Here is a 25763-nt window from a genome sequence, read left to right on the forward strand (position 1 = left end):
ATCGATCTTCTATTTCAATGCATTTCGCTTGGAAAACCGTGACGAAGGCACGGTTAAGGAGAGCTATTAATCAGCTTTGAAACAACCGTTAGAAATGACCCCGTTTCAAGCAATCATCGTCGTTTGGACGCCCGCTGCGTTCAGCAGATCTTCTGATCAGGCTCCTCGAAGCACTTTTACCTCAGCCCGTAATGCATCTAAGAAATCGGGCAGCCGGGAAAGCGTATTATTCAATGACCAGCGTTCGCGGTGTCCTAGGAATTCAGGGAAAAGCCCGGATTTAAGTACCGCTCGCAGTGCATTGGCAACTTCATTAGTTAGCTCGAATGGAGGATGCGGAGTCATCCGATCTGTGCGTTTGTTGGCTAATTTTGTATATTGCCTATCGATCGCACCGTCCTGAACGATTTCATCGATGTGCATCCACTGCGGGGCGCGTGTACGGTGGGGATAGCCATCCTTATTAGCGTACCAATAGAGTATCCATCGGTCCGGTTGAACATTGTCCTCTTCGAGAAACGACAGCGAGTCTTCAATTGTGGAGAGCGAAACGACCTCCTCGTTGTACGTCAGATTGCCCCAAGCACAACTTATATAAATCTCGTCGGCCGCAGTCGGCTGATAGGTCACTAAATCGTTTACGCGGCTATCATTTCGGATTACTTTCGTAGCGATACCCCGGTCCCACACCTCACGAAGTTGCGCGAGGCGAGCTTTTTTCGCCGCTGTAGTAGGGTAAGACTCGGTTGCTGCCTTCTTGTAGCGGTCAAACAGTGCGCGTAACTCCAGCAATATTTGCTGGTCTTGTATCACTACTCCTACCTCCTCCAGACCTTGTTCACTCATTCCGTTGGCGCTCAAGTTAAAGCTACCAACTGCAGCCCGTTCGGCACCTAAATATATCTTTGAGTGTAAGTGATCGAGAAAATGAACATTCTCCCATTTGAGCCTTTTCACGATTTGAATCACAGCGTGAGGATTTGTTCCTAGAGTAGGTGATAGGATGATCTCCTGCAGCGTGTGCTGGTTAATATAGGTAGACCAATCAATTCCGGTGTACGCGACAGCGACATGCGTTGGAGTTATCTGCTGGAGGGACTTTCGAATCGATGCTCCGCTAATGAGTTTCATTGGTTCCCCTAATTAGATGTGATCTAACACGTCGCAAAGAGTAGCAGGACGCTGAACTGATGGGCGTCCGTGCTGTGAACCGCCCGGGCTTTCATGGAGGCCGGTTAGTGTAAGTCAGGTCGGGACGGCGCGACTGCTCAGTTGCATGTAACAGTTTGCCCGAGCCTCAGCCGGCGGTATGTGTATAACTGGGCACCACGTAACTGGTCGAATATTTTCCAATTTTTCGCTTCAAACGCGGCGGTGTCGGCATCAGCTAAATTGTAACTTCAGTACCGCCCCGTTAAGCAACGCCAATTGATATTCCGGGGGCACGTGTTTCCCCAAATCTGTAGCAAGGCGCAAATCTTGGACAATGTACGGCGCAAGACACTCTTTCACCTTCAACCTTAACGATGCCGCGCCAGGGAAAAATTCACTCGCAATCATTTTCCTCTGATCCTCGTTTAAAGCGGGATGAGGAGCAATCAACAAATCGATAACATTCATCCATGCCAGGTCTTGGTCTCGAGTTCTACCATTCCCCTGACAAGGAGTGCTATCGGGCATCGCTGCAGAGATTCGACCCAATGTAAAGTCCAAGAATTCTGAGCGTTCTGTGCACCAAGCCCTCATGTGCCAGCGGCGCGGAGCTCTGACCAATGCATGTGGGAACACAAGCCGCTCTGTTCCAAGCGGATGTGTCATCGACTTATAGCTAATACGCAGACCGTGTTGGCGCTTGATGGACTGAAAAATGGCAGAAAAAATGGCTGGCGAGATGAGGGAGAGATCTAGCCGCGCATCGACTACGCCTAACCCGAAGGTGAGTGGGGACCCCGGCATCCAATTTAGGATATGCAAATATGCGTCCGGTGAGCTGCGCGTTTGATCATCTGGTGAGACGTACGCCATTTTAAGAGGTGCATGTGCAGACGCACGCCCCGCACGACCAGCCAGCAACTTCATAAGGCCTGAAATAAGACGGCTGGCATACACGAGTTTTACCCCGAGCAGCTCCCGAATACGCTCGTTCGTAAGTTCTCCTTCCCACAATATTAGCTGTTCAAGGTCCACTAGACGCGAGGAGCTTCCATCCTCCGGCGAGCTAGGGGGCTGTTGATCTGATTTCAATTTGTTCATTTTCCGTAATTATACTGTATGATAATTTATACTTTAGGATAATTTCATATGAACCTGTTCGATCGTCTGCCCGCTAGCATCTTCAGTCCGTTGACTGGCCGCAACAATCGGCGGACTTGGGACTTGTTGGTTCGGCTGTCGGCGCGCTTCTTCGGCCCGGATTGCGTGCCGCCGTTTCCAGACGGCTATTTGCACGATCAAGTGACGAAAGAAGTCGAACGGTTCCTTCTCGATCACGATTGGGACGACGGCGAGGAGGTCGTCGCCACCCCGATTGCCATCAGGGCAGCTGAACTAGTGGCCCGTCTGGCCGAGACCGGCTGGCTGATCAAAGAAAAGGTGGGTCTGCGCATCTTCGTAAGCATGCGCCCAGCGGTGATGCGGTTCTTCGAGTCGCTGCAGCAGTTTGCCACCGAAGGTCCGCAGCATATCGGTGGGAGTATCCAGCTGGTCTATAGTCAATTGCAGAGTGTCCAGAAGGATCCACAGGGTCAGGCCGCGGGATTTGCATCGGCGGCGCAGGTGTGCTCGCGCATGATCAATTCTTTAAACGCGACCACACTGCGGGCGCGGGACTTGATGAAGGATCTGATTCAGGAAAGTACAACGCCTGGCTTCATTAAGCGGTTTTTTACGGAACACATTGGCGAGCTGTATGTGCGTGACTTCAAGCAGTTGCGCACCGAAAACCATCCATTGTCGCTGAGGTTTGAAATCATCCATTTGGTCACGGAGGTCACAACCAATGAGATGCTGCGCGCGAAGATTCTGGCGGGGTACATGGAGGCTTCTGGCTTGAGTCTGGCCGAGGCGGAGCTGGCGCTCGACCGGGATGCGGAGCGGTTTCGGCGCCTGTTGGACGTCGAATCGTTCCTTGAGCGCATGGATCGCGTCATGGAAGCGGCCACCCAGCGCGCTCTTGCATTCATCAACTATCGGCTCAAGGCGTCGGACCGGCTTGAGTCCATTATCGACGATACCATGAACGCGATCGCAAGAACGGAAAAGGCGGGGCTTGAGGTGCAAGGGCGGCTATACGCGCCAGCCCAGGTGGTCTCGGAAGGCCGCCTGCAGTTGCCGCGTCCGGCCCCTGCCAGGCCCAAGCGCGTCGCGATGGTCAAGCATGAACTGACGCTGCAGCAAAAAGCGATGCACGAACTAAGGCGGGCCATGATCGCAAGCCGTGATATGTCGCCGGCCGCGGCCAAACGTTTCGTCGAATCGGTGGTGGCCCCTGGCCAGTGCTTGAATGCTCAAGACATCCCGGTTACCGCGGTGCGCGATGCTGTGTCGTATCTGGCCCTGATGCGTATTGCCGCACAAGCGGAGCGCACCTCCCTGCGCGGCAGGAACCCGCTGATGCAACGTCTGGGTTTTGAGGCCAGGCTCGCGCCCAACGACCAGGCCAAAGCGGACACCGCCTTGTTCACCACCCCCAATTTCAGCGTTTCCCGAAAAGAAAATAATGCCCCGTAACTGGAATGATTGTGCCGAATCGTCGGATGGAACCTACGTTGTCGATGACTTCAAGCAGGCCTTGTACCAATTGGTGGTTGGCCAGTGCCTGTATGCCCGCTTCCCCCGCCAAGCGGTCTCGTATCGGATTATCAGCAGCCACCGCAAAGAGTTTACCGAGGCCGCGGACCTGATGGGATTAACCCTAATATTTAAGGATGAGCAGGACTATTGTTTCGCGCGCCAGGAGGTCACTAAGCTGGCCGCGATGGACATCCATGAAACGCGGTTCCTGCTCACTCTGCGCAAGCTGTATCACATGCGGGGTAGCGTGGGCGACCTCAATGGACTGCATGAGGCGATTGTCGGAATCGAAGAATTCGAAACCGTCTTCAAAGAACTGACCAAGCAGGACTTTACCAAAGGCAGCGGCGATCTCAGGGCATTGCTGAAAGTTGCCAAGTCAAGAGGCCTGGCCATGGAAAATTCCGAGGGCCTGGGCGATGGGGATGGGCAACCCTTTGCGATCTCGATCCTGCCGGCAATCGCCGACATCTTCAGCGAGCAAGCCATCGACCGCTTTGGCGCCAGCCTGAAGGCCAGTTTGGTGGGCAGCGAGCCAGCAGAAACCACCACTATACAGGATGAAGCCGGAAAATGAAAAAACTCAAAAAGCTCCACGTCATCCAGTTTTCATTCTGGGATGTCGAATCTTTTGATTTTGAACGGAATGCTACCGGTATTATTGGCGCAAACGGCGCCGGCAAGACAACGCTGATCGATGCGATTCAGATTGCACTGGTTGGGGCGAATTCGAACCACACGCATTTCAACGCGCAATCGGTCCAGAAAGACAAGCGGCTGCTACGCGACTACGCGCTTGGGGCGATGCGATCAGGTGACGGCGCTGACCATAAACAATCTTTCGTCACCCGCAAACGCGAGGAAGCGCTTTCCTATATCACGCTCGTTTTCAAGGGCGAGCGTCCCGAAGATACGGTCAGTGCTGGCGTATGCATTCACTCCACATCCATCGACAAAGAGCACAAGGTGTTGGGACTGTATGTGTTGCCGGGCGTTGAACTGGAGCAGGACGATCATCTGGAAAGCCGGGGTGCGGAAGGCCGGGCTCCGATGGATTGGCCGCAATTTGAGGCCCTCATTCGCGGCAAGGCCCGGGCAGCAGGGCTGACCCCCACCATCACGACCAAGCCCGAAGCGTATCTCTCTGAGCTGCTGCACAACATCCAGGATCCAGAGCGCCATATGGATCGCAACCAGTTCCTGCGCGCGCTCAAGCACAGCATTAATCTCAAGCAAGTGGACGGTGTCGGGGTGTTCCTGCGCAAATACCTAGTGGAATCTACCCCCATCGACAAACAAGGCACGCTGGCACATATCAAGACCATGCGTCTGCTCGGGCGCAAGATCGATGAAATCAAAAACCAGATCGCCAGGCTGCAGGGCATCGGGAAACGATTTGAATCGCTTCGACAGTTCCACCAGCAAAGGGCGATCGCTGCCGCCGTCAGGCTGTGGCTGCAAACAGAGGCGGCGGATACGAATGTCTCAACCTTGGGCGCACTGCTGGAGACGCTCGGCGAAGAAATCCGCATCGGCCAGGTTGAGCTTTTGAGGTTGAAAAATGATGCCGAAGCAAAAAAAAATATCGTCGAAGAGCTGATACGACAGCAGGCAGCTGACCCTGACATCCAGCGCTCCACCCAGGCCGGGCAGATTGAAAGCCTGAACCGGCAAGCGGCCGAGAGCAGCAAGCGCGCACTGCTCAAGATCGAAAATAAAATCAGAGCCGCTATGAGCGCTGTCGCCACTGAGCTGGAGCTGCGCAACCATATGGAATCGTCAGCGTTGCGGGAGTCCGTCGAGCAGCTCGATGGAGAAGCGGCCAAGGGTCCAATCGCCAATGCTCCATTAATTGGCAATGCCGTGCGTGAATTGACCACGATCCGGCCCGTGCTAGCGAAATTTGATGAGGCGGCGCGCAACGCAATGGACGAAGCCAAGCGTGCGTTCGAGTCGGCCGAGGAGCGGCTTAAGGCAAGTGCCAAGGGAATGCGCCTGGACCTCGAGGACAGTGCCGGCGAAGCGATGTCAATGTTTCGTTCCCGAGGCATTGATTGCACGACGGTCGCCAGCCTGGTGCGGGTCAAGGACGTGCGGTGGCAAGGAGTCATTGAGTCCTTCCTGGCCCGCAATCGTTATGCATTGGTCGTCGATCCCGGGCGGGAGCAGGAAGCGGTCAAGCTGCTACGGGCATCGCGCAACCCGCTCTTTGGCGTGACGGTAGTGCAGCCGCGCCACCTGCAGGACGATTTGCACCGGACTTATGAAGCAACTTCGGTAGCGGCACTGATCAGCGGCGACCATCCGGTCGCGCTGGCGTTTTTGCGGCGCATGTTGGGGTCGCTGCGTCAGGTGCAAAGCGAACAGGAGCTGGAAAAATATCCACGCTCCATGACAGAGGACGGCATGCTTAGCGCTAATGGTGGCACCACCCGTTTACGTCTGGTCGAGCCGAAACTGTGGTCGCTCGGCGTGCAGATATCGAATGACGAGCGCGCCGCACTGGAAAATGAAGTGCGAAAAGCGGAGCGTGCATGGAACGAAGCGAAAACTGCTCGTAATCGGACTAAGGCCGCCTTGGAAGAGCTGCATAGCGCTATTGGCAGCGGCACCCTTGAAGATTACAACACAGCACTAGGCGAGATGAATGCAGCGCTCATTGCGCTGTCCGCTGCTGGCGAAATGGCGGTGTCAGAAAACGCGCAGTTACTAACTGAAAAGCTCAATGCCGCAAACCTGGCCAGGCAAACCGCAGACCAAGCCGTTCTTAGCCTGGCGACGCTGCTGGCAACGAACATTGAGGCAAGCCGGCTGAAGACGATTGATCTGGATGCGGCCAAAAAGCAGTTTGCTGATCTGTCCGCGAAATGCCAGCATGCCCAAGCAGATCAGGACTACGACTCGGAAGCGGCATCTGCGCTGTACAACGAGTGCCAATCAAGGAGCGCGCAGTTGGGGGTGGCGGTGGCAATGGAGCATCTTGCAGCAAAAGCGCTTCAGGCGGAGCGGCGCATCAACGCTGACGAATCGCTAGTGCGCGCCGATTTCATCGCCTATATCAACGAGCAGGCAATTGCGCTTGATGAAGAGCGTTCGGATTGGCGCCTTGCAGCCGCATGGGTTTCTACGCACACTCAGCGTCTTGTAGGCTCTACCCTTGCAGAGTATGAAGGCGATGCGGCGCAAGCGCGGTCTGCCGCGGAGCAGGCGTTTAAAGCGGACGTCAAATTCAAAATGCGTGAAGCGATCCACCGGGTGCAGCAGGAGGTGCGCGATCTGAACCGCATTCTGGATAAATGCCCTGAATTCACCGGCGGAGAGCGCTACCGTTTCTCCCATGAAATCTCGCCGACGCACAGCGACCTTTACGACATGATCGTGAGCGACGCGGATGCTGGCCAGCCGTCGTTTCTCGATGCGGCCGGCAATGATGGGGCGCAAGGTAAGTTGGTCGCGCTGCTGGAGGCGTGCGAAAGCGGTGACGACAAGGGCAACAACCCGCTGGAGGATTACCGCCTGCTGTTCAATTTTGACCTGAAAATTATGGTCAATGGGGTGGTGGTCGATAAATTGAGCAAGCGGATGGGGGTTGCCTCCAATGGCGAACACCGGGTCCCGTTTTACGTCATCGCCGGCGCCGCGCTCGCTTCGGCATATCGCATCAAGCCCGGCACTCTTCACCGCGGTGCCGGACTGATGCTGCTCGATGAAGCGTTTTACGGCATGGATGCCCAGAATTCATTTGTGACGGCCGAGTTCTTGAAGTCGCTCGGCCTGCAGCTGATCTTGGCCGGTCCGGACACCGATGTGGGCAAACTGATTCCTGTGCTTGATAGCTACTACGACGTGTTCCGTCCAGACAATGGCGCCGATGCGTACTTCTCGCATGTCCAGATTAAGGAGGCGGCAAGGAAGCTGCTGCAAAGTGATATTCCCGAGATGCATCCGCACCTGGTCGAACAGAAAATGCAGCAGCTGTCGATAGTCTAGGTATGGACCTTATCGCAAAAAAAGCGCTGCAGAAGCTATTGCGCTACGCTGAAAACGCTGCAGGAAAATCCGCGACAAGTGGCGATGCGCTAGTGGCCTCGCGGGTTATCCAACTGCAGTTTAATCAATCATCGTTTCCCGATTACCTAGACATCTCCACGCATGCGGAGAAGACGACTTGCAACGCGTCCTTGAGGCTGGCCGAGCGAGACGGTGCCATTTGCATCGTGTGGGATTCCCGCGCCGGCAGTTTTGAACGTATTGAACTCATCCGGCTCCTCGATGGCGCTATCCTAGCGAAGGTACTACAGGTGACCCCAAGATGGGATGCAACCAGTGCGGCCGCGATCGCGTTCGCGCCCCACCTGCAAAGCCATCCGGTGCTGTCAAGCGTGCTGGAGACATGGCGCAAGGGCGCGCCAGTTCGATCGACTAGGCCTGGCGAACAGGCGATCCGCAGCTGGCTCGATGCGATATGCGTGGTCGACGCCTGCCGCACGACGCCGGATGACAAGCGGTCCGATACCCCAATAAGAAGGCTCAGCGTCGCACTATTTGGGGACAGCAAGCGCATCACGGCACTCGCGCCGCTCATTGACGTACTGACGCAGGGCGCCATCACAGGCACGCCCCGCGAGGAGGAGGAGTTCTTCCAGGAGATGGGGCTGATGAAATTCCCGCCCACGCTGCTGATGGCGGTGAGCCCTGGAAAAGACAATCGCGTCGTCGTCCGGCTGGTCGATGCCGCCGTCGACATCGTCGCTCCTTACCTGGGGTTTCCACCGCATGCGATCGTTGCCATGGACCTTCCCCGCCAAGCAATGACTCTGCTGACGGTGGAGAACCTCACCACATTCCATGAGGCCGCGGAATATCTGCAACGCGGCGCACAGTCTGCCGGCCCCATCCTCCTGATGTACACGGGTGGCATGCCCAGCCCGTCGTGGCGCCGGATCTACCGCATGGCACTCGCAGTGCTTCCTGAAGGATCCGCTGTATGGCATTGGGGCGATGTCGACGCCGGCGGTTTTCGCGTCGCGAACAAGCTGGCCGAGGAATGCAATCAGTGCGGGCGTATCTTGGGCCTTCATCTGATGGACATTGCTCCCATCGTCAGTCGGAAGCGCCTATCGGACGCAGAGATTGCTTCCATCGCAGCAATTTGCGCTCGCCGCAACTGGACAGTTGAGGAAACGTCGATCAAGGATCACCGTTCCGCAATTGAACAAGAATCTTTACCAGTGACCTTACCAACAGCACCGAGAGGAATTCCGTGACGGGACATTTCGTTATGGCTGCGCCGAACAACCAGGTTCTGGACGTAATCGGGGCAATGTAACGCACGCTGCGGACGTCGAGCACTCTACTGCTGTCGGCTTGGTTGGGAGTCTAGCGTCGGCACTGACGCGCCTTGACCCGTGGCCCGCATCGGTCCGGCATGCATGTGCATTGGCGGTTCCAGTTTCCCCTCCGTCTACGGGTTCCTGGATAGCCACCTAGGAGTACAAACTTGCAATCGCCGTTCTCATTGCGGTGGCATTCTGGTCGCACCGGCCCTTACTTTCCACTCGTGGACTTGCATGGTTTCGGTCTGCCATTGGATTCTCCAGAAATCAGGTGTGATCTCATCCGGGTGGCCTACGGTCAGGTCAAGCACGACGTTGCCTCCTGGGGTGGAAAAGCCCGCGACGAACGCTCGCCATACCCCATCGACAAAGTCTGGGTGACCGTACAGAGTCAGGTCTAAATAGGGCAACGCGTCGCCTTCGATCGAGACCGCTCCATATCCTTCGATGGAGGGCGAAAGGTTTTTCCACTGACGTAACAACGCACGAGGTGTGTCGGGATCATCTTTCACCTTGATCTCGGCGCTTACGGTCACCCCAGAGCACGACGCGAGGCGCGTCGTGCCCACCAGACTGAGACCGACACGTCCTCCACGCCGCCCCTCCAACATCGGATGCGCGTCGAATTGCCAAGATGAGATAACAACCCTGAACGACTGCAAGCGGCCCCCCGGCCGGTCCCAATGAAGCGCTGTCGGACCTCCGTTTTCGCCGACGACCTGTTGCCTGCTTTCCCTTTGAAGAACATATGTATTCGCTGTTGGCCCGGCAATTCAGAAGCGCCCACGCCAAGCTGGTTTCGTCGATTAAACAGATCCTTGGCGGTGTGCGCCCTGTATTTAGTTCAGGCCGCGGTCAGTAAGTCTCAGCCGATCTAAACTGCTTTCTTTAAACAACTCGAGCATTGTAAATGAGAACGAGCTGGATTTTGTCGACTTAACGTCGCCGAAATAGCGGCTCAGACCGGCATCTTCCTGTGATAACCCGACTTATTACCGTTTCCGCTGTGCTAGTCTTATCCATGCTGCATCAGCGGCAACAACGATATTTGATACAAAGGCGACCGGTCGGGGCCGTCATATCGAGGAAATAAGCTTTGCACCGCATGCGGTGAAATCGTTGTTATAGGCATACGGCCGGCCCTTGTGTTTTGCGCCAGCACCGTCCGGCTTGATCGCAAACTTCCCTTTGCACTTGGGACAGAAGGTGACATCGTCGGCAAGCGCTGCTTCAGTACCCATCACAACAGTGCCGGACGAAACGGAAATAACTTGGCCACCGTGGTCCGTCTTATCATTCAATCGAATTACACCACGCCCCTCGTGCTTCATTTTCAATTACCTCGCCATACTAATTGATGAGCTGGCCTGCTGCGGTACCCTGACCAGAGCAAAGGAGTTGCGCGAGCGCGACATTTCGACATGGGTAGAGTGAGTTATTTCTCCATTGGCGTTTCCGCCTCCAGCAGGTGCCACTTCAATTCCGCACCGTCCAGAGGCAGCATCCAGTCGCGCTTCGGGTCGGGAAAGGGCTGGCCGGCGGTCAGCCAGCGCTGCCGCCACGCTTGATTCACTTCCTGCTCCAGCGGGTGCCCCGGCGCAAGCCATGGCTGCCAGGTGCCCGTAATGCGGCACTCCTTGTTCCCGTCACAGCTCACCTGCGGTTCCAGTCGTGCCACTTGGCGCGACAGCCTGAGCGCTGTGCGCGGCGCGACAATGCCGCCGTCGTTGCGCGCAGTGAGTACACGCTGCCAGACGATGCCGGCAATGGCTTTCAATCCCGTGGCGCTCGGGTAGCGAGGCTGTTCGAACGCCTCGCCCTTGCCGTAGAGACCGGGCGCAATGCCGGCCAGGAAGGCGCGCACCTCGGCCGCTTCGTGCGGAGCCGTCGGCTGCCAATAGCTGGCAAAGGGCGCCTGAAGCGCATCCGTCGTTTCTGCTACAGGCCGGAACGCATAGGCGCTGTCGAGGAAGTAGCGCCCCTTCCTGAGCGAGGCTTCTGTTGGCGCCGGGGCAGTCGGCGCCGGCACGACGGCCATCGCCGCCGCGAGCAGGCTTTCGCGTTTACCATCCCAGGGCGGCAGCGGGGCCGGTGGCAAGGGCAGGATCTTGTCGAGGTTGGGGAACCGGCGGTCGGGGTTGAAGCTGAGTGCATCGCCAAGCATATCGTAACGTTGGCCGCGTGCTTTATCGATGAAAGGCACGAACATGGTTTCCAGATTGCTTGGCCGGTCGAACTCACTCGCCAAGTTGTTTGCGCAGTACTCGCAGCCGCCCTTCACGCCCTCGTGCACGGCCCGCATCACGCGGTTGAGGGTATCGGGAGTTCTTTCTCCGAGTGGCATTCCGTCCGCCCCCCTGGGGACCGCATACATGGGTTCCATTTCCACCGCGGCCGGGCCATAACCCTGGGCCAGCGCGCATTCGAACATCTTGATTGCAATCGGGATGTTGCCCCAGTAGCCAGGCTTGAGGTCGTCTCCACCCGCGTCCATCTTCTCGCCGAGGAAGGCCATTGCCTGCGGGTTGCCCATCTGGGCCGCCTTCTGGAAAAAGGCATAGGCGCGGTCGGCATTCGCGTTCACGCCCGTACCGTTGAGATAATAAGTGCCCATCCGGTCATAGGCGGCCGGGATGCCTAGTTCCACGGCCTGCGACACTAGTCGCAGCGCTGCCTCCTCCCCATTTAACGGATCACGTCCTTCCACGTACAAACTTGCTAGGTTGAGCATCGCCTTCCAGTGATGTCGCTCGGCGGCCTGGCGGGTCAGCTTGACGATCTTCTTGTAATCGCGGTCGTCGACGAAGGTGGACCCATCTTCCAGAGCGCGCGCCTCCAGGAACCAGTCATCGGCTTGGGCATCGACCGGCGGCACCTTGCTCGCTTCGGTCTGGCATTCGAATGATGCAATGTGCGGATCGAACGGCGTCAGGGGTTGCAAGTGCGGAAGAACCTTATCGGAAGTCTTATCCATTTTACAGGCCACCAAAAGAGTGAGCGTCATCAGTAAGGTTGCCGCAGTGCGGCGACGCCAAGAACAAGCGGCACGAGTAGGCATGATTCAAGCTACTCGTACGGTCGAGCTTCGCCCATCGTCCAAGGGGACGATGAAGCCCTCCATCTGTTTGTCGGCCGGATTGGTGGGCGGTGCCTTCTGCCTGTCCTTGTTTCGATTCATGAGCTTTACCCAATCTTTGAAGGTTTTCTCGATTTCCTGCGGCGTAGCGTTTCCTCCGTTATTCTTTTCGGTCGCGAGCTGCGACCAGATTCGTTTGCGCAGGTCGGTTGCATGGCGCCGATCGTTCGTCGCAAGATTGATCTCGCTGTCCACCACCATGCTGCGCTGGTTCAGGTTGGCGCTCCCGAGCGTGAAGAACCCGTCGTCGACCAGCAGCAACTTGGAATGGATATAAATCTCGCGGTAGCGCCACTGGCGCCGCACCTGGTTGAACTCGCAGGCATTGAGCACAGCCACGCACACCCGCAGCCCGTATGTCTCCTTAAGAATCAGATCGGAAGGCTTATTGATCTTGTTTGCAGTTGGGATAACGTCCGTTAACGCTTGCGGCAGGCTTGCCACCCGGTCTGCGGCGTCCTTGAAGAACCCCTGCTTTGACGCTGTACCCTGAGTCCTTGCCTTCTCCTTTTCATTCGCTTCCTCGATCATCTTGATCTGCCCGGTCATGCGGCCTTGTTGACCCAGCGTTGCAAGGGCGTCGTAGGTGCGCGGAACCATCTCCGCTCTTTCGGGGGCCGGGATGACGACGAAGACGTGCATTACCGGCAAGTCCTCGGCGGTCCTGCCGATTTTTGCGCAACCTCGGTTCCAGCCAGCAATCACCTTTTTTCGGATCGCCAGCAAGTGCTCAGCCCAGTCTTGGTACTGAAAATACTGATTTTCCATGTACAGGTAGCCCGTCCCACCAGCAGCAACGCGGGTCGCGTTGAAATAGATGTCCTTGATCGTGAAGTCGTCCTCTTCGGGCTGGGTTCTGACAATTTGCACCGTCGAGTCACCGCCTGCGGCCTTGCGCAGCAAGGCGGAGGGCGGCGTAGTGCACACGTATGGCTTTGCCGACGCAGCGCCACCCGCACGTTCCCATCCCCCCTCGAAATTCTCGTGCAGCGGTATGAGTGCCCGGCCGCCTTCGATCCGGCAGGCGTAGTCGCGGTAGGGCTTCAAGGTCTCGAAATCGAAAAAGCCGTCGACGCCTTGTGCATGCTCCTGCTTCGTCTTCGCAGCGCCTTGTTCACGCAGCGGATTCTCGACGCAATGTTCGGGAGTGTCCCAGTAGTCGGTCAGGGAATTCAGGCCCATGACGTAACCGACCGCTTTCTTGCCGCCGTCATAAGCGAAGTCGATAAGGATTGGCTTTTGATGATGGGTGCCGCCATATATCAGCAGCTTGCGCTCGAGGGCATCGGGCTTTCTCGTCTCCTGGCCAAGCGAATCGTCGATGCTGCCGGAATCGCCGTCACGCGTGCGGATGCTGATGCCCTGCAGTCGCCCCGCGAACGCCGCTTTGTACCAGCTGCAGCAATACTCCTCCCTCGCCATAGCCGCAAGTTTGTCTCCCGGCATGTTCCATTCCTTTTTATGGCGATTGTCTCGGGCATGCTCGCGTATCAGTTCCAAGCTGCGCTTGGCATTGATTTGCTGGACTTCCAAATCGCCTTGCTGAATGCGCCAAGGACTCTTTCCATGAGTGTGGCCGGGCATGTGCTTTTGAATCTTACCGCCGCTGATGCTATGCCAAACTAGTAGGCGGACTCGTACGCCCCGCTTGCCTGCCGCAATTAATAGATCGCCGTATGTCTCCGCCCGCGGCCAGTTGTACCCATTGCGTACTAATTCCATCCCTGGATCAAAGCCCCAGCACACCAGATCAATGCTTTCCTTTGCTTCCGCTATGTCCTTGGCGATGGCCGCGAAGCCATCTTTTCCGCATATCAGAACGCTGAGCTTGTTGTTGTGGGTGATGGGATGGGTAGCGTTTCCTTTTTTGTTCTTGTCTTCCGCAAACCATTGAATGGTGCTTGTCGCTTTGCAGCTGACTTCGTCGATGTGAACCTTTTCGGTTCGCAGATATTTCTCGGAGCTCATGAGGTCCTTGGCCAGTTGACTGCCAATTCAGGAATAAGTGCGACCGTCTGCCGAGCCATCGAGCGCACGCGCGCCCTGGTTCGACAGCGCCTGCTCGCTGTGCAAGGTTTTGTCCTTCGGATCAAACTTCTCCCAAGCCTTGAGATCGAACTTTTCGCCGTTCGCCAGCTCGACTGTGTACCCCGGTGTCCCACTCGTATGCTCAATGGCGATACGGCCAAGGTCGTCGGTGATGCCCTCGTCGACCTGGCTGCCATTCTTAAGGAGGGTGTAAGGGACGTTCGCAAACGGGCGACCGCTTTCAGGATGGGTTTGCAGCATGAAAAGCAACTGCTTCGGATCTTCCGGCGTCTTCGGCTCCGCGATGGTGATCTTGTGCTCCGTCGATGGCTGCGGCCGATTCTGGGGAGCGAGGGTCTCCAGGTTGCCGTGAAATAGCGCCGGTTTGGGCGCGAAGACCTGCATCCGATCGGTGATTTCGACCATGCATCCGGGGCCATGCAGCCGCACGCCTTTTTTCCCCTTCAGGTCGATCCAGTCGGTTTGGCTGATCAGGGACAGGACCTTGTTGGCGATGATCTGAATGTCGTCGTCATGTGCCTGCACGGTAATCTTGCCTGACGCCGCGATCAGCTTCATGCCGGCCTTGTGGACGAACAGGCGGAAGGTTTGCTTGATGCTCGCGAACAAGCTTTCGCCTGTTGCGATCGAGAGGTTGCGGCCAGCCGTCAGTGCCGTGTGCTCGGCGCTGGCGATGTGGGTCGATTGTGCTGACGTCGTCTCGATCCCGGCCGGGCTCGCTAGGACTAGGTGGGGTCCGGAAAGCTCGGGAAATTGTCCACCGGTGCCGCGCACCCCCCCGTTTTGTGCCTTCAGCACATCGGCGACGTCGTGCTGCTGTCCACTTTCCTGCGCCAGGCCCTGCAGTGCGGCTGTCGCTTGGTCGTCGTGTAGCTTGTGCGCGGCATCAAGCCGTTTTGCCGTTTCGCCCATGTCCTTGATCGGTCCACGTGCGGACTGCCGTGCCTCGGTAGTGATCAACAGGCCTTTGGCAGCGCGTGCCACGCCATGGCCATCGGTGCGCAGTTCCCAGCCTTCCCCGCGCGCATCCTTGCGGCCGGCGTTGTCCTCGATGCGCGTGATGTGGCCGAGCGACAGCTGACTGCACTGGTGGTCGCTTTTCAGCTGCGCCTGGATCATTTCCTTGGTATCGTCAAGGACGAGGTGATTTCCGCGCGCCCCGCCACCCAGTTCCCGGCTGCGTAGGCCGGCGAGCGACTGCTGCTCCGGCAGAGACCACGGCGGCATGTGCTTTTGATTGTAGAGCGCCCCGAGTATGAGCGGATGGTCGATATTCCCGTTCGGGTAGACGACGGCCACTTCCTCACCGACGCGCGGCAAGCGAATCTGCCCGAATTCGCTGCCGGCAGCCGGCGTCATCACCCGGATCCAGGGTGAGCTCTTCTCGTCATAAGTACCCAGCCGGTCCCAGTGAGGCTGCAGCTTGACGCGCCCGTAGCCGTCCGTATGGATCTCGGCGCCGGCCGGGCCGACGACGATGGCCGTATGCAGCCCCGTATAGATAGCAGGATCACTGTTGAAGTTGCGGCCGGGGCGCCAGCGGATGTCCTGGCGGATGCACGTAAAGCGGTTTTCGTAATGCGAAGGTGCGCCGGGGCCTGCCTGATAGTTGTTAGATACCTCATGGTCGGCCGACAGGATCAGGTAGTAGCGGTTCTCGATACTGCCGCGTGGCTCGGGGTCGTATTCGCGCGAGCGCGGCTCGGCGCTGAAGTGGCCGCCGAGCTTGAACGTGCGGCCAGGCAGCACACACCTCTCGTTGCCGGCCGCCTCGAAATACTGCGTGTCCTTGTCCGCTTCGTCCATGCGCCGCGCCGCCAGCTGTGCGCCGTCGGTGTGCAAGCGAAAGCCATAGGCGCCGGTGTCCTCGTAGACTTCGTAGGGTAAGAAGTCGCCTTGCTGGTTGACTGAAGCGGCTTCAACGAGTTGCGCCCTAGGATTCTTGTAGTCGAATGTCGCCAGCGTAGTTTTGCCTGAACCGAGTCGCCGGATTGCTGTCCACTCGTGAATCCCGTCGTCCTCTCGCGAGCCGCCCTTGTCGTGGTACGAGATCACGTATGCTTCCTCGTCGATCGGCTCGGCCAGGAGGCTGTTATCCGAGATCATGAGCTTGTGGCCGTCGAATCTGTGTTCGTACCAGTAGTACAGGCCAAGCGCTTCCCAACGCCGGTGCAGGTGGTTGTAGTCGGTCTCGTTGTACTGGTTGGCGAGGGTCAGCTTCGAGTCGTCGATTGGATACACGTGCCAGTCGGCCTTCCCGTAGTGCTTCAGGGTTTCCTCGGTGATCTCGCGCACGCTTCTATTGTGAAACGACCTGTTGTCCTTGCGCAGGCGAGCGAATGCCAGCCAGGGTTCGAGCACCATCTGGTAAAAGGCGAAGCCGCCATCGCTGCGCAGGAAACGGAACTCGGTGATGTAGCCGTTAAAGTAGCGCAGTGACCCGTCTTCCCGAACCAGGGAGATCGTCACCATCCGGCCCATCACTATTTTTAGCGGGATGCGCGGGTCGTCCGACAGCACCTCGACGTTAAAGCGGAAACCGCGTGAGACATCCTCATGAGCGACCAGCTTGTTCGGCAGAAGGATCGCGGGCGGCCCATCCTTCAACGGAAAGTCAAGCCGCATGAGGCGGTTGTGTTGAGATGCGCCGCTGAACGCCGACCGCGCGGCACCGGCCGCAATACCTTGGCTTTCGCCCATTGACTGCCTCCCGATGGCCGCGTGGCCTTAGTGCATTTGAACAATAGTCAGCTGACACGTTACCTGCATGCTGACAAAAAGAGCTTGCTCCGAATCAATACGTTTCCCTGCGCTATGTCTAAAGTTTTTCTGACGGTTATCTTGAGGGAGACTGGCAATGCCGAAAAACTTGAAACGACAGGGGCCAGCGCGTGCCGCTAGCACGGCTGGCCGACAGGCAGCGCCGATGAACGGGTTCGCCAATATTGGGGCAGCGCTGGTGTGCAGCCCCATGACGCGGTTTTTTGGCCGGCCCTATCCGGTACAGTTCCGGGCGCAGGGCGCGCTCGACGCTTGGACGGGTGCACTCGGGAACACCGGACTCTGGCCCCTCTGGCAGGATCCCGGCACGCTGTGCTGGCAAATCAGGCAGGAAATCCTCCGGCAGCTGGAATGCATGCATCCCCGGTCGTCGGTGGCGGGGCAAATAAGCGCCGAGGATCGCCAACGGCTCGCGTTCCAGGTCAGCACGAACCTCAAGTACCATTTGAGCGAGGGGACAGTCATCGAGGCGACGCCCGCGCTGGAAACGCTGCTGGCGAACTCGGACGTGGATCTCAGTCTCCCAATGAGCATGGTCGCGCCGCCTTACCGGGCCCAGTACCTGCGCTTCGGCGAAGCGGCTATGCAATATCTGAAAGTGCCGGTTCCGCAATCGCCCGATCACGTCTTCGACGGAGCATTCTGTTTCTTGACCCGGCACGGCATGTTTGACGAGCCAGAGGAGAAATGCTGGACGCTGGAACTCGTCTTCATCGGCAAGCGCCAAGACCGCTACGCTGGCCATATCTCGCTGCTCGGCGAAACGGATCGGGGGGACATCACGGTCGGCGAGTGGTTGGCGGAGGTCCTCGGCGGCTTCACGGCAGCGGACCCGAGCGAGCTCCATTCATCGATGCACGCCGCGGTCAGCTACGTGGTACGTCTGTTCCTCTACATGGCCTTGAAGCAGGCACGTGTGACACCGCACAGCGAATACGACGAGGCGCTGCGCTGCGCCGTGCCGCTGGCATGGGGGAGCGCAAGCGCGCCAAACTGTTGCAGAGATCAGGCTCCCTCTACAACGGCATTCTGGTCGGCCCCGAGTTATTGCCGCCCGGGGATTTGGAAGGTGCGACGGGAGGCGGCGTGGCGCCGCATTGGCGCCGTGGGCATTTTCGTATGCAGCCCTTCGGGGTAGGCAGCCAGCAGCGTAAACTCATCTTCGTCGCGCCGGCCTTGATTCACGCGGAGCAGCTGCAGGGCGAGGTGCCGGCACCGAAATCGTATCGGGCCGGCGCCGCTATGGTTAGTTTGGCGTAACCGCACCGTCACTGACGCTGTGTATGGGAACGTAGGGCGTGCCCGACATTGCGTTTTGAACTGTTTTGAGCTATCTCCGTATATTTGATCAGCCGCGTTATTTTCTGATCGTTTACAGTAAGAAGCTGCGTTCGCGGCGGACAACGTAGCTAACGTAAATTTGTAACTACTCCAAATGTTGAGCACTCTAGGTGGCTTATGGGTCGAAAAGCCCGGCCCCGACCTAAGGCTGCACGACCCGGTTTAACATTCCGCTGAGCAAAAGGCGTTTGCTTCGACTAGCAAAAATGGACAACTATGAAAATTATCAACCGCATACGCCAAGCATTAGGTATCGACAAGCCGGAAGAGACGGCCACGCTAGATGATTCTCCCGCTCTGGCTGGGATAGCGCCGCAAGGTACGCGCGAGGCCGACGCCCTAACCCCTCTTGAGAAGTACCGAAGTGCGTTCGATGCGGCCCAGAAGCGTGCACGTAAGCTAGGGATAGTAGTGGCCGATGTACAGCGTTTGGACTTCCTCTATTTAGCCGATCTTGCTCGCCTCCAAGGCGCAGGTGGGCTTTTAGCCAAATACCTGCATCAAAATAAGCTGCAAGTTACCGACTTGGCGGTTCAATGCTGGCGGGCCAACATGGAAGTGAAGCATCTGCTTGAACGGTATTTCGAGACATCATTGACCCTAACCTTTGGTGCAATTGAAACGTCACCAGGCACCATACGATTTGAAATGAGCGAAAATGAGCTCGCTTCCCTAGTGAAAAATGGCTTGGATTTGAGTTCTCCAAAGGTAAACCTGCATGCCTGGCTCACTTTTCCGAGCATGGAAATTCTTGACATCACATTGGCATTCCCCCATCAGGACGGACACTTTCGATAGGTATGATGTCCCTATCGGAGGTATTACATGGCACGTGAAAGACGGTTGTTTTCGGAAGAGTTCAAGCGCGAGGCCGTCAAGCTGGTAGGCCAGCCTAGCGCAAGCAAGGCAGCGATTGCTCGCGATCTCGGTATCGGCGCTAATTTGCTGGGGCGTTGGTGCAGGGACGCCAACGTGGACGCAGAGGTCACGGGTGGGCAAGAGAAGGTGTCCAGCCAGGAGTACGAGCGTATTCGGCGCGAGCTGGCAAAGGTCAAGACGGAGCGCGACATCTTACAAAAGGCGCTCGGCTACTTCGCAGCCGACCTCAAGTGAAGTACGGCTTCATCGCCAAGTATCGAACCATTTGGCCCACGCGAACGATGTGTCGTCTGCTCGGCGTATCGAGCAGTGGATTTTACGACTGGTTCGGCCGGCCAGTGAGCGCGCATGAACGTGAGAATGCCCGGCTCCTCAAAGCGATCAAGCACAGCCACGAAGCCAGCGATGGCACATACGGTTCACCGCGCGTAGTGCGAGACCTCATCGATGCTGGTTACGCTTGCAGCGAGAACCGCGTGGCGCGGCTGATGAAAGCAGTAGGCATTAAGGCCCGGCACAAGCGTCGTCGTGCACCAGGGCAGTTCGATTCGCCAGTCCACGCTATTGCGCCGAACCTGCTGGACCGGCAATTTAAAGCGACAGGACCGAACCAGAAATGGGCTGCTGACTTCACTTACGTATGGACTGGCGAGGGCTGGCTATTTGTCGCTGTCGTCCTCGACGTGTACTCGCGACGTGTGGTGGGCTGGTCGATGCAACCGACCATGACAGCGCAACTCGTAATGGACGCCTTGCTGATGGCCATCTTCCGCCGCGGCCGGCCTCGGGCGGTATTGAATCATTCGGATCAAGGCTCGCAATACACCAGCGAAGACTTCCAGCGCTTGCTCGAATCGCACGGCATCGTTTGCAGCATGAGCCGTCGCGGTAACTGCTGGGACAACGCTGCAATGGAAAGCTTCTTCTCGACGCTCAAGACCGAGCGCCTGAGTAAAAAGCACTACCGGACCAGGGATGATCTACGTGCTGACATGTTCGACTACATCGAAAGGTTCTACAATCCACGCCGGCGTCATTCCACTATCGGCTACATCAGCCCGGTACAGTTTGAAAAATTTGAAATGCGCCTAACGGAAGTGTCCGTGACGATGGGGGAATGCCAGACAGGCTATAATACCGAGCCTCAATTCGGGGTTTAAAGCCTGACCGGCATTAGCTATATCGATGATTGCCCTGCTTAAACGCGTTCGATCCAACCGCTTCGTCATGGCGTACATCCTGACGATAGCGATGGTCTTTGCGCACTGGCATGGCCTGTCGCACCGGATTGCGCACGCATCGCAATATCCAGCTGCAGCAAGCGGCCTGGCGGCGAGCACACCTGATGGTTTGCACCAGAAAGCGCTGCAGCATTCCTGCCTGGCTTTCGACGCTGCCACAGTCGCGCCGGCCCTGCATACCCCGACCTGCACCGCCGGCATCCTGCCCGGCACCGAGGCACTGGCCCTCATGGCTGCGTTCGATTCATGGGACGCACCCTTCACGCCGTACTTCTCCTCCCGCGCTCCACCCCTCGCCTGACTGCCCTGACTTCCTGACTCGTTTGCGCCGGTACGCCCGCGCACGCGCGTTCGCCCAATTTTTCTCTAGGAATTATCATGCACGTCCAGCGTACTCTCCTGGCGAGCGCGGTCCTGACCGCCCTCGCACCGTTTTCGTTTGCCCAGACCACCACGACGGAGCCGATCGCCACCGTCATCGTCACGGCCACCCCGTTCAACGCCGCCGAAGGCGACCAGATCCTCACCCCGGCCAAGGTGCTTGCCGGCCACGAGCTGCGCAGCAAACTCGGCAGCTCCCTCGGCGAAACCCTGTCGAGTGAACTCGGCGTCTCAGCGTCGGCATTCGGCGCCGGCGCATCGCGCCCGATTATCCGTGGTCTGGAAGGCAATCGCGTCAAGGTACTTGAAAATGGCATGGCGGTCTCCGACCTGTCCGGCCTCTCGAACGACCATGCGGTGACGGGCGAACCGGCCACGGCGCGCCAGATCGAGATCCTTCGCGGACCGGCTGCGCTGCTGTACGGCTCCGGCGCGATCGGCGGTCTGATCAACGTCGTCAACGAGCGCATTCCGACCGAACACCATGACAAGCCGACCGGTGTTGTCGAAACCCGTTACAGCACTGTCGACCACGGCCGCGCCGTGTCGTTCTCGGGCGATGCCTCGGCCGGCAAGGCGGCGCTCCACGTCGACGGCAGCGGCCGCGACGCCGGCAACTACCATGTCTCGGGTTCACCGGATGGCGACACCCTGCCCAATTCGGCACTGCGCCAGCACACCCTGGGCGCCGGCGCCTCGTATATCGGGGAGCGCGGCTACCTTGGCGCCTCGGTCAGCTCGCTGAAGAAAAAATACGGCATCCCCGGTGGCGAAGGGGCGCAGATCGACCTGGACCAGACGCGCTACGACATCGACAGCCTGCTCAACGCGCCGCTGCCCGGCTTCGAGACGCTACGCTTCAAGGTGGGCTATAACGATTACGGCCACATCGAATTGAATGATGAAGGCGGGGCGGAAACAGTTTTTTCAAATCGTGCGCTGGAGACGCGCTTGGAGATGAAGCACAGGCCGGTCGCCGGCTGGGCCGGCAGCTTCGGCGTCCAGACCGAGCATGCGCGTTTCTCGGGTCTGTCCGCCGAAAGCGGCGAATCGGCGACGGTGCCAGTGACAGTGTCGGACACCCATGCCGCCTTCCTCGTCGAAGAGCGCGATTTCGGCGTGGCGCGCGTGAGCGCTGGCGCTCGGGTCGAGTCTGTCAAGCGCGAGCCGGAAGGCGCGCGCCGCCGCAGCTTCGACCTGCTGTCGTACTCGGCCGGTGCAATCTTCCCCATCACCCCGGGCTACAACGTCGGCCTGACGGCCTCGGTCGCCCAGCGCGCACCGACCGCAGACGAGCTGTATTCGGGTGGTCCGCATGAGTCGACCCTGACCTTTGACATCGGCAATCCAGACTTCAAGAAGGAAACTTCACGCAACATCGAGCTGTCGTTCCGTAAAACGGCCGGGCTGGTACGCTGGCAGGCGAACCTGTTCCAGAACCGCGTGCGCGACTTTATCTATGGGGAAGTGAGCGACACCCTGCTCGACGACGAAGGCAATCCGGGCGACGAGCTGCGCGAGCGCACTTTCCGCCAGGCGAACGCGACGATCCGCGGCGCGGAGGCCGAGATCACCTATAACCAGCACAACGAAGGCCTGTCGCTGCGGGCGTTCGGCGACATGTCGCGCGGCAGGCTCGACGACGCCGGCAGCCTCCCGCTGCAGCCTGCCAAACGCTTGGGCGCGGAAGCCGGCTACAAGCAGGGCGCGCTTCGCGGCGGGGTGTCGCTGCTGCGTGCGCTGAAGCAGGAGCGCCTGGCTGCCTTTGAGTCGACCCCGACCCCGGCCTATACCCAGCTCGATGCAAACCTGTCGTATACCCAGCGTTTCCAGAACACCGACCTGACCTGGTTCATCATCGGCAAAAACCTGCTCGATGAGGAGATCCGGATTTCGACTTCGGTGCTGAAGGATATCGCCCCACTGCCTGGGCGCAATATTACGGTGGGTGTTCGTGCGGCATTCTAAGCCCCGGTAACGCCATTGCAAGGTTAGCGAAGCCGTAGCTGACCTTGCGCTTTTCCATCTCGGATCAGATCGATTGAAGCGAAATATTTTGATCTGCAGCGGTCGCGCTGACTGGAACAGCCGCTCAAAATGAGCAAGCCACTGTCGCCAAGATAATTCTAGACGACCATGATGTCTGGCTTATACTACAACTCCGTTTATTTCTTTCCTGATACGTGCGCCGACCGATAACGCTACTGCTGATGTTCTTCCTGCTGCTAACGCAGCAGGTAGCAATGTCGCATGCCGTCACGCACTGGGTTCCCGCAGCGCTTGCCTCGGCTGCGGGCGAAGAACGTGTCAGCGACAACTCCGACCTCAAGGCGCACGCATGTGAACTATGCGCTGCCGCCCAGTACGCGTCAGCCGTTCCCGACGACGAATATCGCCTGCAGCCACCCGAACCCGTCGGGCTCGTGCATGTCGAAACATGCGAGCGCGCCGCCCAGGCGGCGCTCCGGCTCGCCTTCCACTCTCGCGCTCCCCCATCCCTCTAAGCCCACGCTTCAGTTAACACCCGCCTGGCCCTGCCAGCGCGTCGTCGCATCTTGAGCAGCTTCCGTCGCGGCACGAATGTGCCTGCCTGTCGGTCGTTCGCGTCCGATCGGATTCTGCTCGTCGCAGCTGATCCGGCCATGCACACCGCTGGAGGTCCGTGAGGCTTTCGCGGCAGACGATGGCTGCGCATACAGACTTGTCGGGTTCGTCCCGGCTTGGTGGGTAGTTCGCTGTCGCAACGGCGATTCCGAATGCCACCTTGGTTTCGGCGCACCAGCGCTACGACCAAGGTGCGTAAGCCTTGGCGCGAACGCTCCGCCGTCCACGCTAACACTGCCATCCAAAAAAGGTATGAAAAATGAAACGAAAATCGTTACCAGCGATGCTGGCGCTCGCCCTGCCGCTGGCCAGCGGGTCCGCGTACGCAGACGATCCCACGATTGTCATGGGCGAGGTCCGCGTCACTGCGCAACGTAACGGCGGGCCGCTGTTGACCAATCGCGTCCTGACCTCAGTCGATGTCCTGGGCGCCGACAAGGTCGAGGACAAGAATGTCATGAACAGCTGGGAGTTGATCGGCCAGCTGCCCGGGGTCCAGCTCACCGAAACCCGCATGGGCGCCGAGTCCGGCAAGGCGACCTTCCGCGCTTTCAATGGAGAGGGATACATCAACGGCATCAAGGTGCTGATCGACGGCATCCCGAGCAACGTCAATAGCGGCAACCAGCGTTTCATCGACATGATTTTCCCGCTGGAGATCGACTACATCGAGGTCGTTCGCGGCACCAACGATCCCCGCTATGGCCTGCATAACATCGGCGGCAATATCAATTTCGGGACGCGCCAGGGCGGCAACTACACGGATGCCCGGCTGACCTATGGCAGCTACGACACCCGCGAGGCACAGGTTGCGATCGGCCGCGAAGCCGGCGGACTCGCCCAGAACTATTTCTTCGCCAAGCAGGATACCGACGAATACCGGGGAACCGGGTCGGACAAGTACTCGGCCGGCGCCAAGTGGTTCATGACCTCGGCGGGCAAGGCCGTCACGGCCGGTCTCGTCGTGCGCACCTACAAGCATCAGGCAGGAGAGCCAGGCTTTTTGACCGCAGGGCAACTGCGCGAGAACCGTCGCCAGTCTCCAGCGAAGAATGCCAACGACGCCACCGACCGCGAGATGAAGCACGCCAGCCTGCATCTGGATTGGCAAATCACCCCGGATGCCTACTTCAGTAACAAGCTCTACTTCAATAGCTACGCGGACGACCGGCGCGTGACCTTTACCAGCAATCCCGCCGGCACTGCCCCGCGCCAGCACCGCCTATGGAATGAAGACCAGCTCGGTCTTATTAGCAACCTGACCTGGAGTCTGAGCAAGGAACTCGTCCTCGACGGCGGCGTCAATATGGAACAGCAGGACAACCGTTACCGCCGCTATCGCTTCACTTTCGCCAGCCCGACCAACTTCAGCACCCCGGCGCAAACACAGAACGACGACACCTATAGCCTCGACAACATCGGCGCCTACGTGCAGGCCATCATCAAGCCGACCGCCTCGCTAAAGATCGTCCCGGCCTTCCGGGTAGACAAGTTCTCCGGTGACAACCGAACCAACATGACGGGGGCCACGGCACCCTTGCAGGACTATGGCTGGATCAAACAGCCCAAGCTCAGCATGGTCTATAACCCGTCCCAGGACACCAGCGTGTATGCGAACTGGGGACGCACCTTCCAGGTCCTGACGGGATCGGACGTTCCCGCCTATCTCCGGCCGGGCCAAGCCACCTTCGAGCCGTCCGTCAATACCGGCAAGGAAATCGGCGTCAAGTTCAAGCCTGTTCCTGGCGCAAACGTGCGCTTCGCGGTATGGCGACAGGATGCCACCGGCGAAGTGGCCAACATGCCCGCCACCGGCACGACGGTCGGCCTGGGCGAAACGCGCAGGCAGGGCGTCGATTTCCAGGTCTCCGGACAGGTAACCGACAAGCTCAACCTATGGCTGTCGCATTCCCTGCAAAAGGCCGAAGTGATGAGCGCCTTCGCTGCCAATGGCGTCTCCCTGGCCGGCAAGGAAGTCTTCTCCACGCCGCGGTACATTTCCAACGCCGGGATGGAATACCGGGCATCCGACAGCTTGCGCTTCGGTTTGCAAGGGGCGCGCGCAAGGGGCTTATTTCATCGACAGCCCAAACGAGCAGGGCAAGTACGGCGGCTTCGTCCTGTTCGACGCAAATGTCCGGTACAACATTTCTAAACGGACCAGTATCGACTTCCAGGTCAAGAATATTGCCGATCGCGAGCATGAATATGTCTGGTACGACA

At 58.4% G+C, this 25763-nt stretch carries 17 protein-coding genes and 2 pseudogenes; 12 read left to right on the plus strand and 7 right to left on the minus strand.

Annotated elements, in window-relative coordinates; all coding sequences use genetic code 11:
- Nucleotides 1-156: 156 nt before the first annotated feature.
- Both AC56K1_RS11005 and AC56K1_RS11010 read right to left on the minus strand, forming a co-directional pair.
- Nucleotides 157-1131, minus strand: a complete 975-nt coding sequence (locus tag AC56K1_RS11005) for a phospholipase D family protein (protein WP_497157881.1) — start codon at nt 1129-1131, stop codon at nt 157-159.
- Between the two features lie 252 nt (nt 1132-1383).
- On the minus strand, nt 1384-2253 hold the full coding sequence (locus tag AC56K1_RS11010; RefSeq protein WP_497157882.1) for a BrxR family transcriptional regulator: 870 nt from the start codon (nt 2251-2253) through the stop codon (nt 1384-1386).
- A gap of 48 nt (nt 2254-2301) precedes the next feature.
- Here AC56K1_RS11010 and AC56K1_RS11015 point away from each other — a divergent pair, with 48 nt between their 5' ends.
- Genes AC56K1_RS11015 through AC56K1_RS11030 form a run of 4 tightly spaced genes read left to right on the plus strand, consistent with a single transcriptional unit; the run spans nt 2302 to nt 9059 of the window.
- A complete protein-coding gene (locus AC56K1_RS11015) occupies nt 2302-3729 on the plus strand; it encodes a Wadjet anti-phage system protein JetA family protein (protein WP_497157883.1) in 1428 nt (475 codons plus the stop codon).
- The gene (locus AC56K1_RS11020) at nt 3719-4369 is read left to right on the plus strand and encodes a DUF4194 domain-containing protein (RefSeq protein WP_497157884.1); all 651 of its coding nucleotides are present in this window, start codon (nt 3719-3721) and stop codon (nt 4367-4369) included. The genes AC56K1_RS11015 and AC56K1_RS11020 overlap by 11 nt, the downstream gene beginning before the upstream one ends.
- Nucleotides 4366-7782, plus strand: a complete 3417-nt coding sequence (locus tag AC56K1_RS11025; RefSeq protein ID WP_497157885.1) for an SbcC/MukB-like Walker B domain-containing protein — start codon at nt 4366-4368, stop codon at nt 7780-7782. The genes AC56K1_RS11020 and AC56K1_RS11025 overlap by 4 nt, the downstream gene beginning before the upstream one ends.
- A gap of 2 nt (nt 7783-7784) precedes the next feature.
- A complete protein-coding gene (locus AC56K1_RS11030; protein WP_497157886.1) occupies nt 7785-9059 on the plus strand; it encodes a Wadjet anti-phage system protein JetD domain-containing protein in 1275 nt (424 codons plus the stop codon).
- Nucleotides 9060-9307: 248 nt separating this feature from the next.
- Here the strand turns inward: AC56K1_RS11030 and AC56K1_RS11035 are convergent, their stop codons facing one another.
- From AC56K1_RS11035 to AC56K1_RS11055, 5 genes are all read right to left on the minus strand, one after another.
- Nucleotides 9308-9640, minus strand: a complete 333-nt coding sequence (locus AC56K1_RS11035; RefSeq protein WP_497157887.1) for a hypothetical protein — start codon at nt 9638-9640, stop codon at nt 9308-9310.
- A gap of 564 nt (nt 9641-10204) precedes the next feature.
- Entirely contained in the window at nt 10205-10459 is a 255-nt protein-coding gene (locus tag AC56K1_RS11040; protein ID WP_497158058.1) for a PAAR domain-containing protein, read from the minus strand.
- A 104-nt stretch (nt 10460-10563) separates the two neighbouring features.
- On the minus strand, nt 10564-12132 hold the full coding sequence (locus AC56K1_RS11045; RefSeq protein ID WP_497157888.1) for a tetratricopeptide repeat protein: 1569 nt from the start codon (nt 12130-12132) through the stop codon (nt 10564-10566).
- A gap of 57 nt (nt 12133-12189) precedes the next feature.
- Nucleotides 12190-14232 carry a phospholipase D-like domain-containing protein gene (locus AC56K1_RS11050; RefSeq protein ID WP_497157889.1) on the minus strand — a complete coding sequence of 681 codons (2043 nt, stop codon included), beginning with the start codon at nt 14230-14232 and terminating at the stop codon, nt 12190-12192.
- Between the two features lie 27 nt (nt 14233-14259).
- A complete protein-coding gene (locus AC56K1_RS11055; protein WP_497157890.1) occupies nt 14260-17013 on the minus strand; it encodes a type VI secretion system Vgr family protein in 2754 nt (917 codons plus the stop codon).
- Nucleotides 17014-17449: 436 nt separating this feature from the next.
- Between AC56K1_RS11055 and AC56K1_RS11060 the strand changes: the two are divergent.
- The 8 genes and pseudogenes from AC56K1_RS11060 to AC56K1_RS11095 all read left to right on the plus strand — a co-directional run.
- Nucleotides 17450-18007, plus strand: a pseudogene (locus AC56K1_RS11060) (AcrVA2 family anti-CRISPR protein); the annotation flags it as partial.
- 56 nt (nt 18008-18063) lie between these two features.
- Complete coding sequence (locus AC56K1_RS11065; protein WP_497157891.1) at nt 18064-18354, plus strand: AcrVA2 family anti-CRISPR protein; 291 nt, start codon at nt 18064-18066, stop codon at nt 18352-18354.
- A gap of 297 nt (nt 18355-18651) precedes the next feature.
- Complete coding sequence (locus AC56K1_RS11070; RefSeq protein ID WP_497157892.1) at nt 18652-19233, plus strand: hypothetical protein; 582 nt, start codon at nt 18652-18654, stop codon at nt 19231-19233.
- Nucleotides 19234-19260: 27 nt separating this feature from the next.
- Nucleotides 19261-20390 (plus strand): annotated as a pseudogene (locus AC56K1_RS11075) (IS3 family transposase); the annotation flags it as partial.
- A gap of 109 nt (nt 20391-20499) precedes the next feature.
- A complete protein-coding gene (locus tag AC56K1_RS11080; RefSeq protein WP_497157893.1) occupies nt 20500-20856 on the plus strand; it encodes a hypothetical protein in 357 nt (118 codons plus the stop codon).
- Nucleotides 20857-20933: 77 nt separating this feature from the next.
- On the plus strand, nt 20934-22904 hold the full coding sequence (locus AC56K1_RS11085; protein ID WP_497157894.1) for a TonB-dependent receptor: 1971 nt from the start codon (nt 20934-20936) through the stop codon (nt 22902-22904).
- Between the two features lie 242 nt (nt 22905-23146).
- Entirely contained in the window at nt 23147-23440 is a 294-nt protein-coding gene (locus tag AC56K1_RS11090; RefSeq protein ID WP_497157895.1) for a hypothetical protein, read from the plus strand.
- Between the two features lie 359 nt (nt 23441-23799).
- On the plus strand, nt 23800-25695 hold the full coding sequence (locus AC56K1_RS11095) for a TonB-dependent receptor (protein ID WP_497157896.1): 1896 nt from the start codon (nt 23800-23802) through the stop codon (nt 25693-25695).
- Nucleotides 25696-25763 lie beyond the last annotated feature (68 nt).

Source organism: Telluria sp. ZB4P37, from assembly GCF_059685855.1.

Coding starts and splice junctions, on each gene's coding strand:
- AC56K1_RS11005 (WP_497157881.1), bottom strand. CDS start 1,131: ATGAAACTCATTAGCGGAGCATCGATTCGAAAGTCCCTCCAGCAGATA.
- AC56K1_RS11010 (WP_497157882.1), bottom strand. CDS start 2,253: ATGAACAAATTGAAATCAGATCAACAGCCCCCTAGCTCGCCGGAGGAT.
- AC56K1_RS11015 (WP_497157883.1), top strand. CDS start 2,302: ATGAACCTGTTCGATCGTCTGCCCGCTAGCATCTTCAGTCCGTTGACT.
- AC56K1_RS11020 (WP_497157884.1), top strand. CDS start 3,719: ATGCCCCGTAACTGGAATGATTGTGCCGAATCGTCGGATGGAACCTAC.
- AC56K1_RS11025 (WP_497157885.1), top strand. CDS start 4,366: ATGAAAAAACTCAAAAAGCTCCACGTCATCCAGTTTTCATTCTGGGAT.
- AC56K1_RS11030 (WP_497157886.1), top strand. CDS start 7,785: ATGGACCTTATCGCAAAAAAAGCGCTGCAGAAGCTATTGCGCTACGCT.
- AC56K1_RS11040 (WP_497158058.1), bottom strand. CDS start 10,459: ATGAAGCACGAGGGGCGTGGTGTAATTCGATTGAATGATAAGACGGAC.
- AC56K1_RS11045 (WP_497157888.1), bottom strand. CDS start 12,132: ATGACGCTCACTCTTTTGGTGGCCTGTAAAATGGATAAGACTTCCGAT.
- AC56K1_RS11050 (WP_497157889.1), bottom strand. CDS start 14,232: ATGAGCTCCGAGAAATATCTGCGAACCGAAAAGGTTCACATCGACGAA.
- AC56K1_RS11055 (WP_497157890.1), bottom strand. CDS start 17,013: ATGGGCGAAAGCCAAGGTATTGCGGCCGGTGCCGCGCGGTCGGCGTTC.
- AC56K1_RS11065 (WP_497157891.1), top strand. CDS start 18,064: ATGGGGGAGCGCAAGCGCGCCAAACTGTTGCAGAGATCAGGCTCCCTC.
- AC56K1_RS11070 (WP_497157892.1), top strand. CDS start 18,652: ATGAAAATTATCAACCGCATACGCCAAGCATTAGGTATCGACAAGCCG.
- AC56K1_RS11080 (WP_497157893.1), top strand. CDS start 20,500: ATGATTGCCCTGCTTAAACGCGTTCGATCCAACCGCTTCGTCATGGCG.
- AC56K1_RS11085 (WP_497157894.1), top strand. CDS start 20,934: ATGCACGTCCAGCGTACTCTCCTGGCGAGCGCGGTCCTGACCGCCCTC.
- AC56K1_RS11090 (WP_497157895.1), top strand. CDS start 23,147: ATGTTCTTCCTGCTGCTAACGCAGCAGGTAGCAATGTCGCATGCCGTC.
- AC56K1_RS11095 (WP_497157896.1), top strand. CDS start 23,800: ATGAAACGAAAATCGTTACCAGCGATGCTGGCGCTCGCCCTGCCGCTG.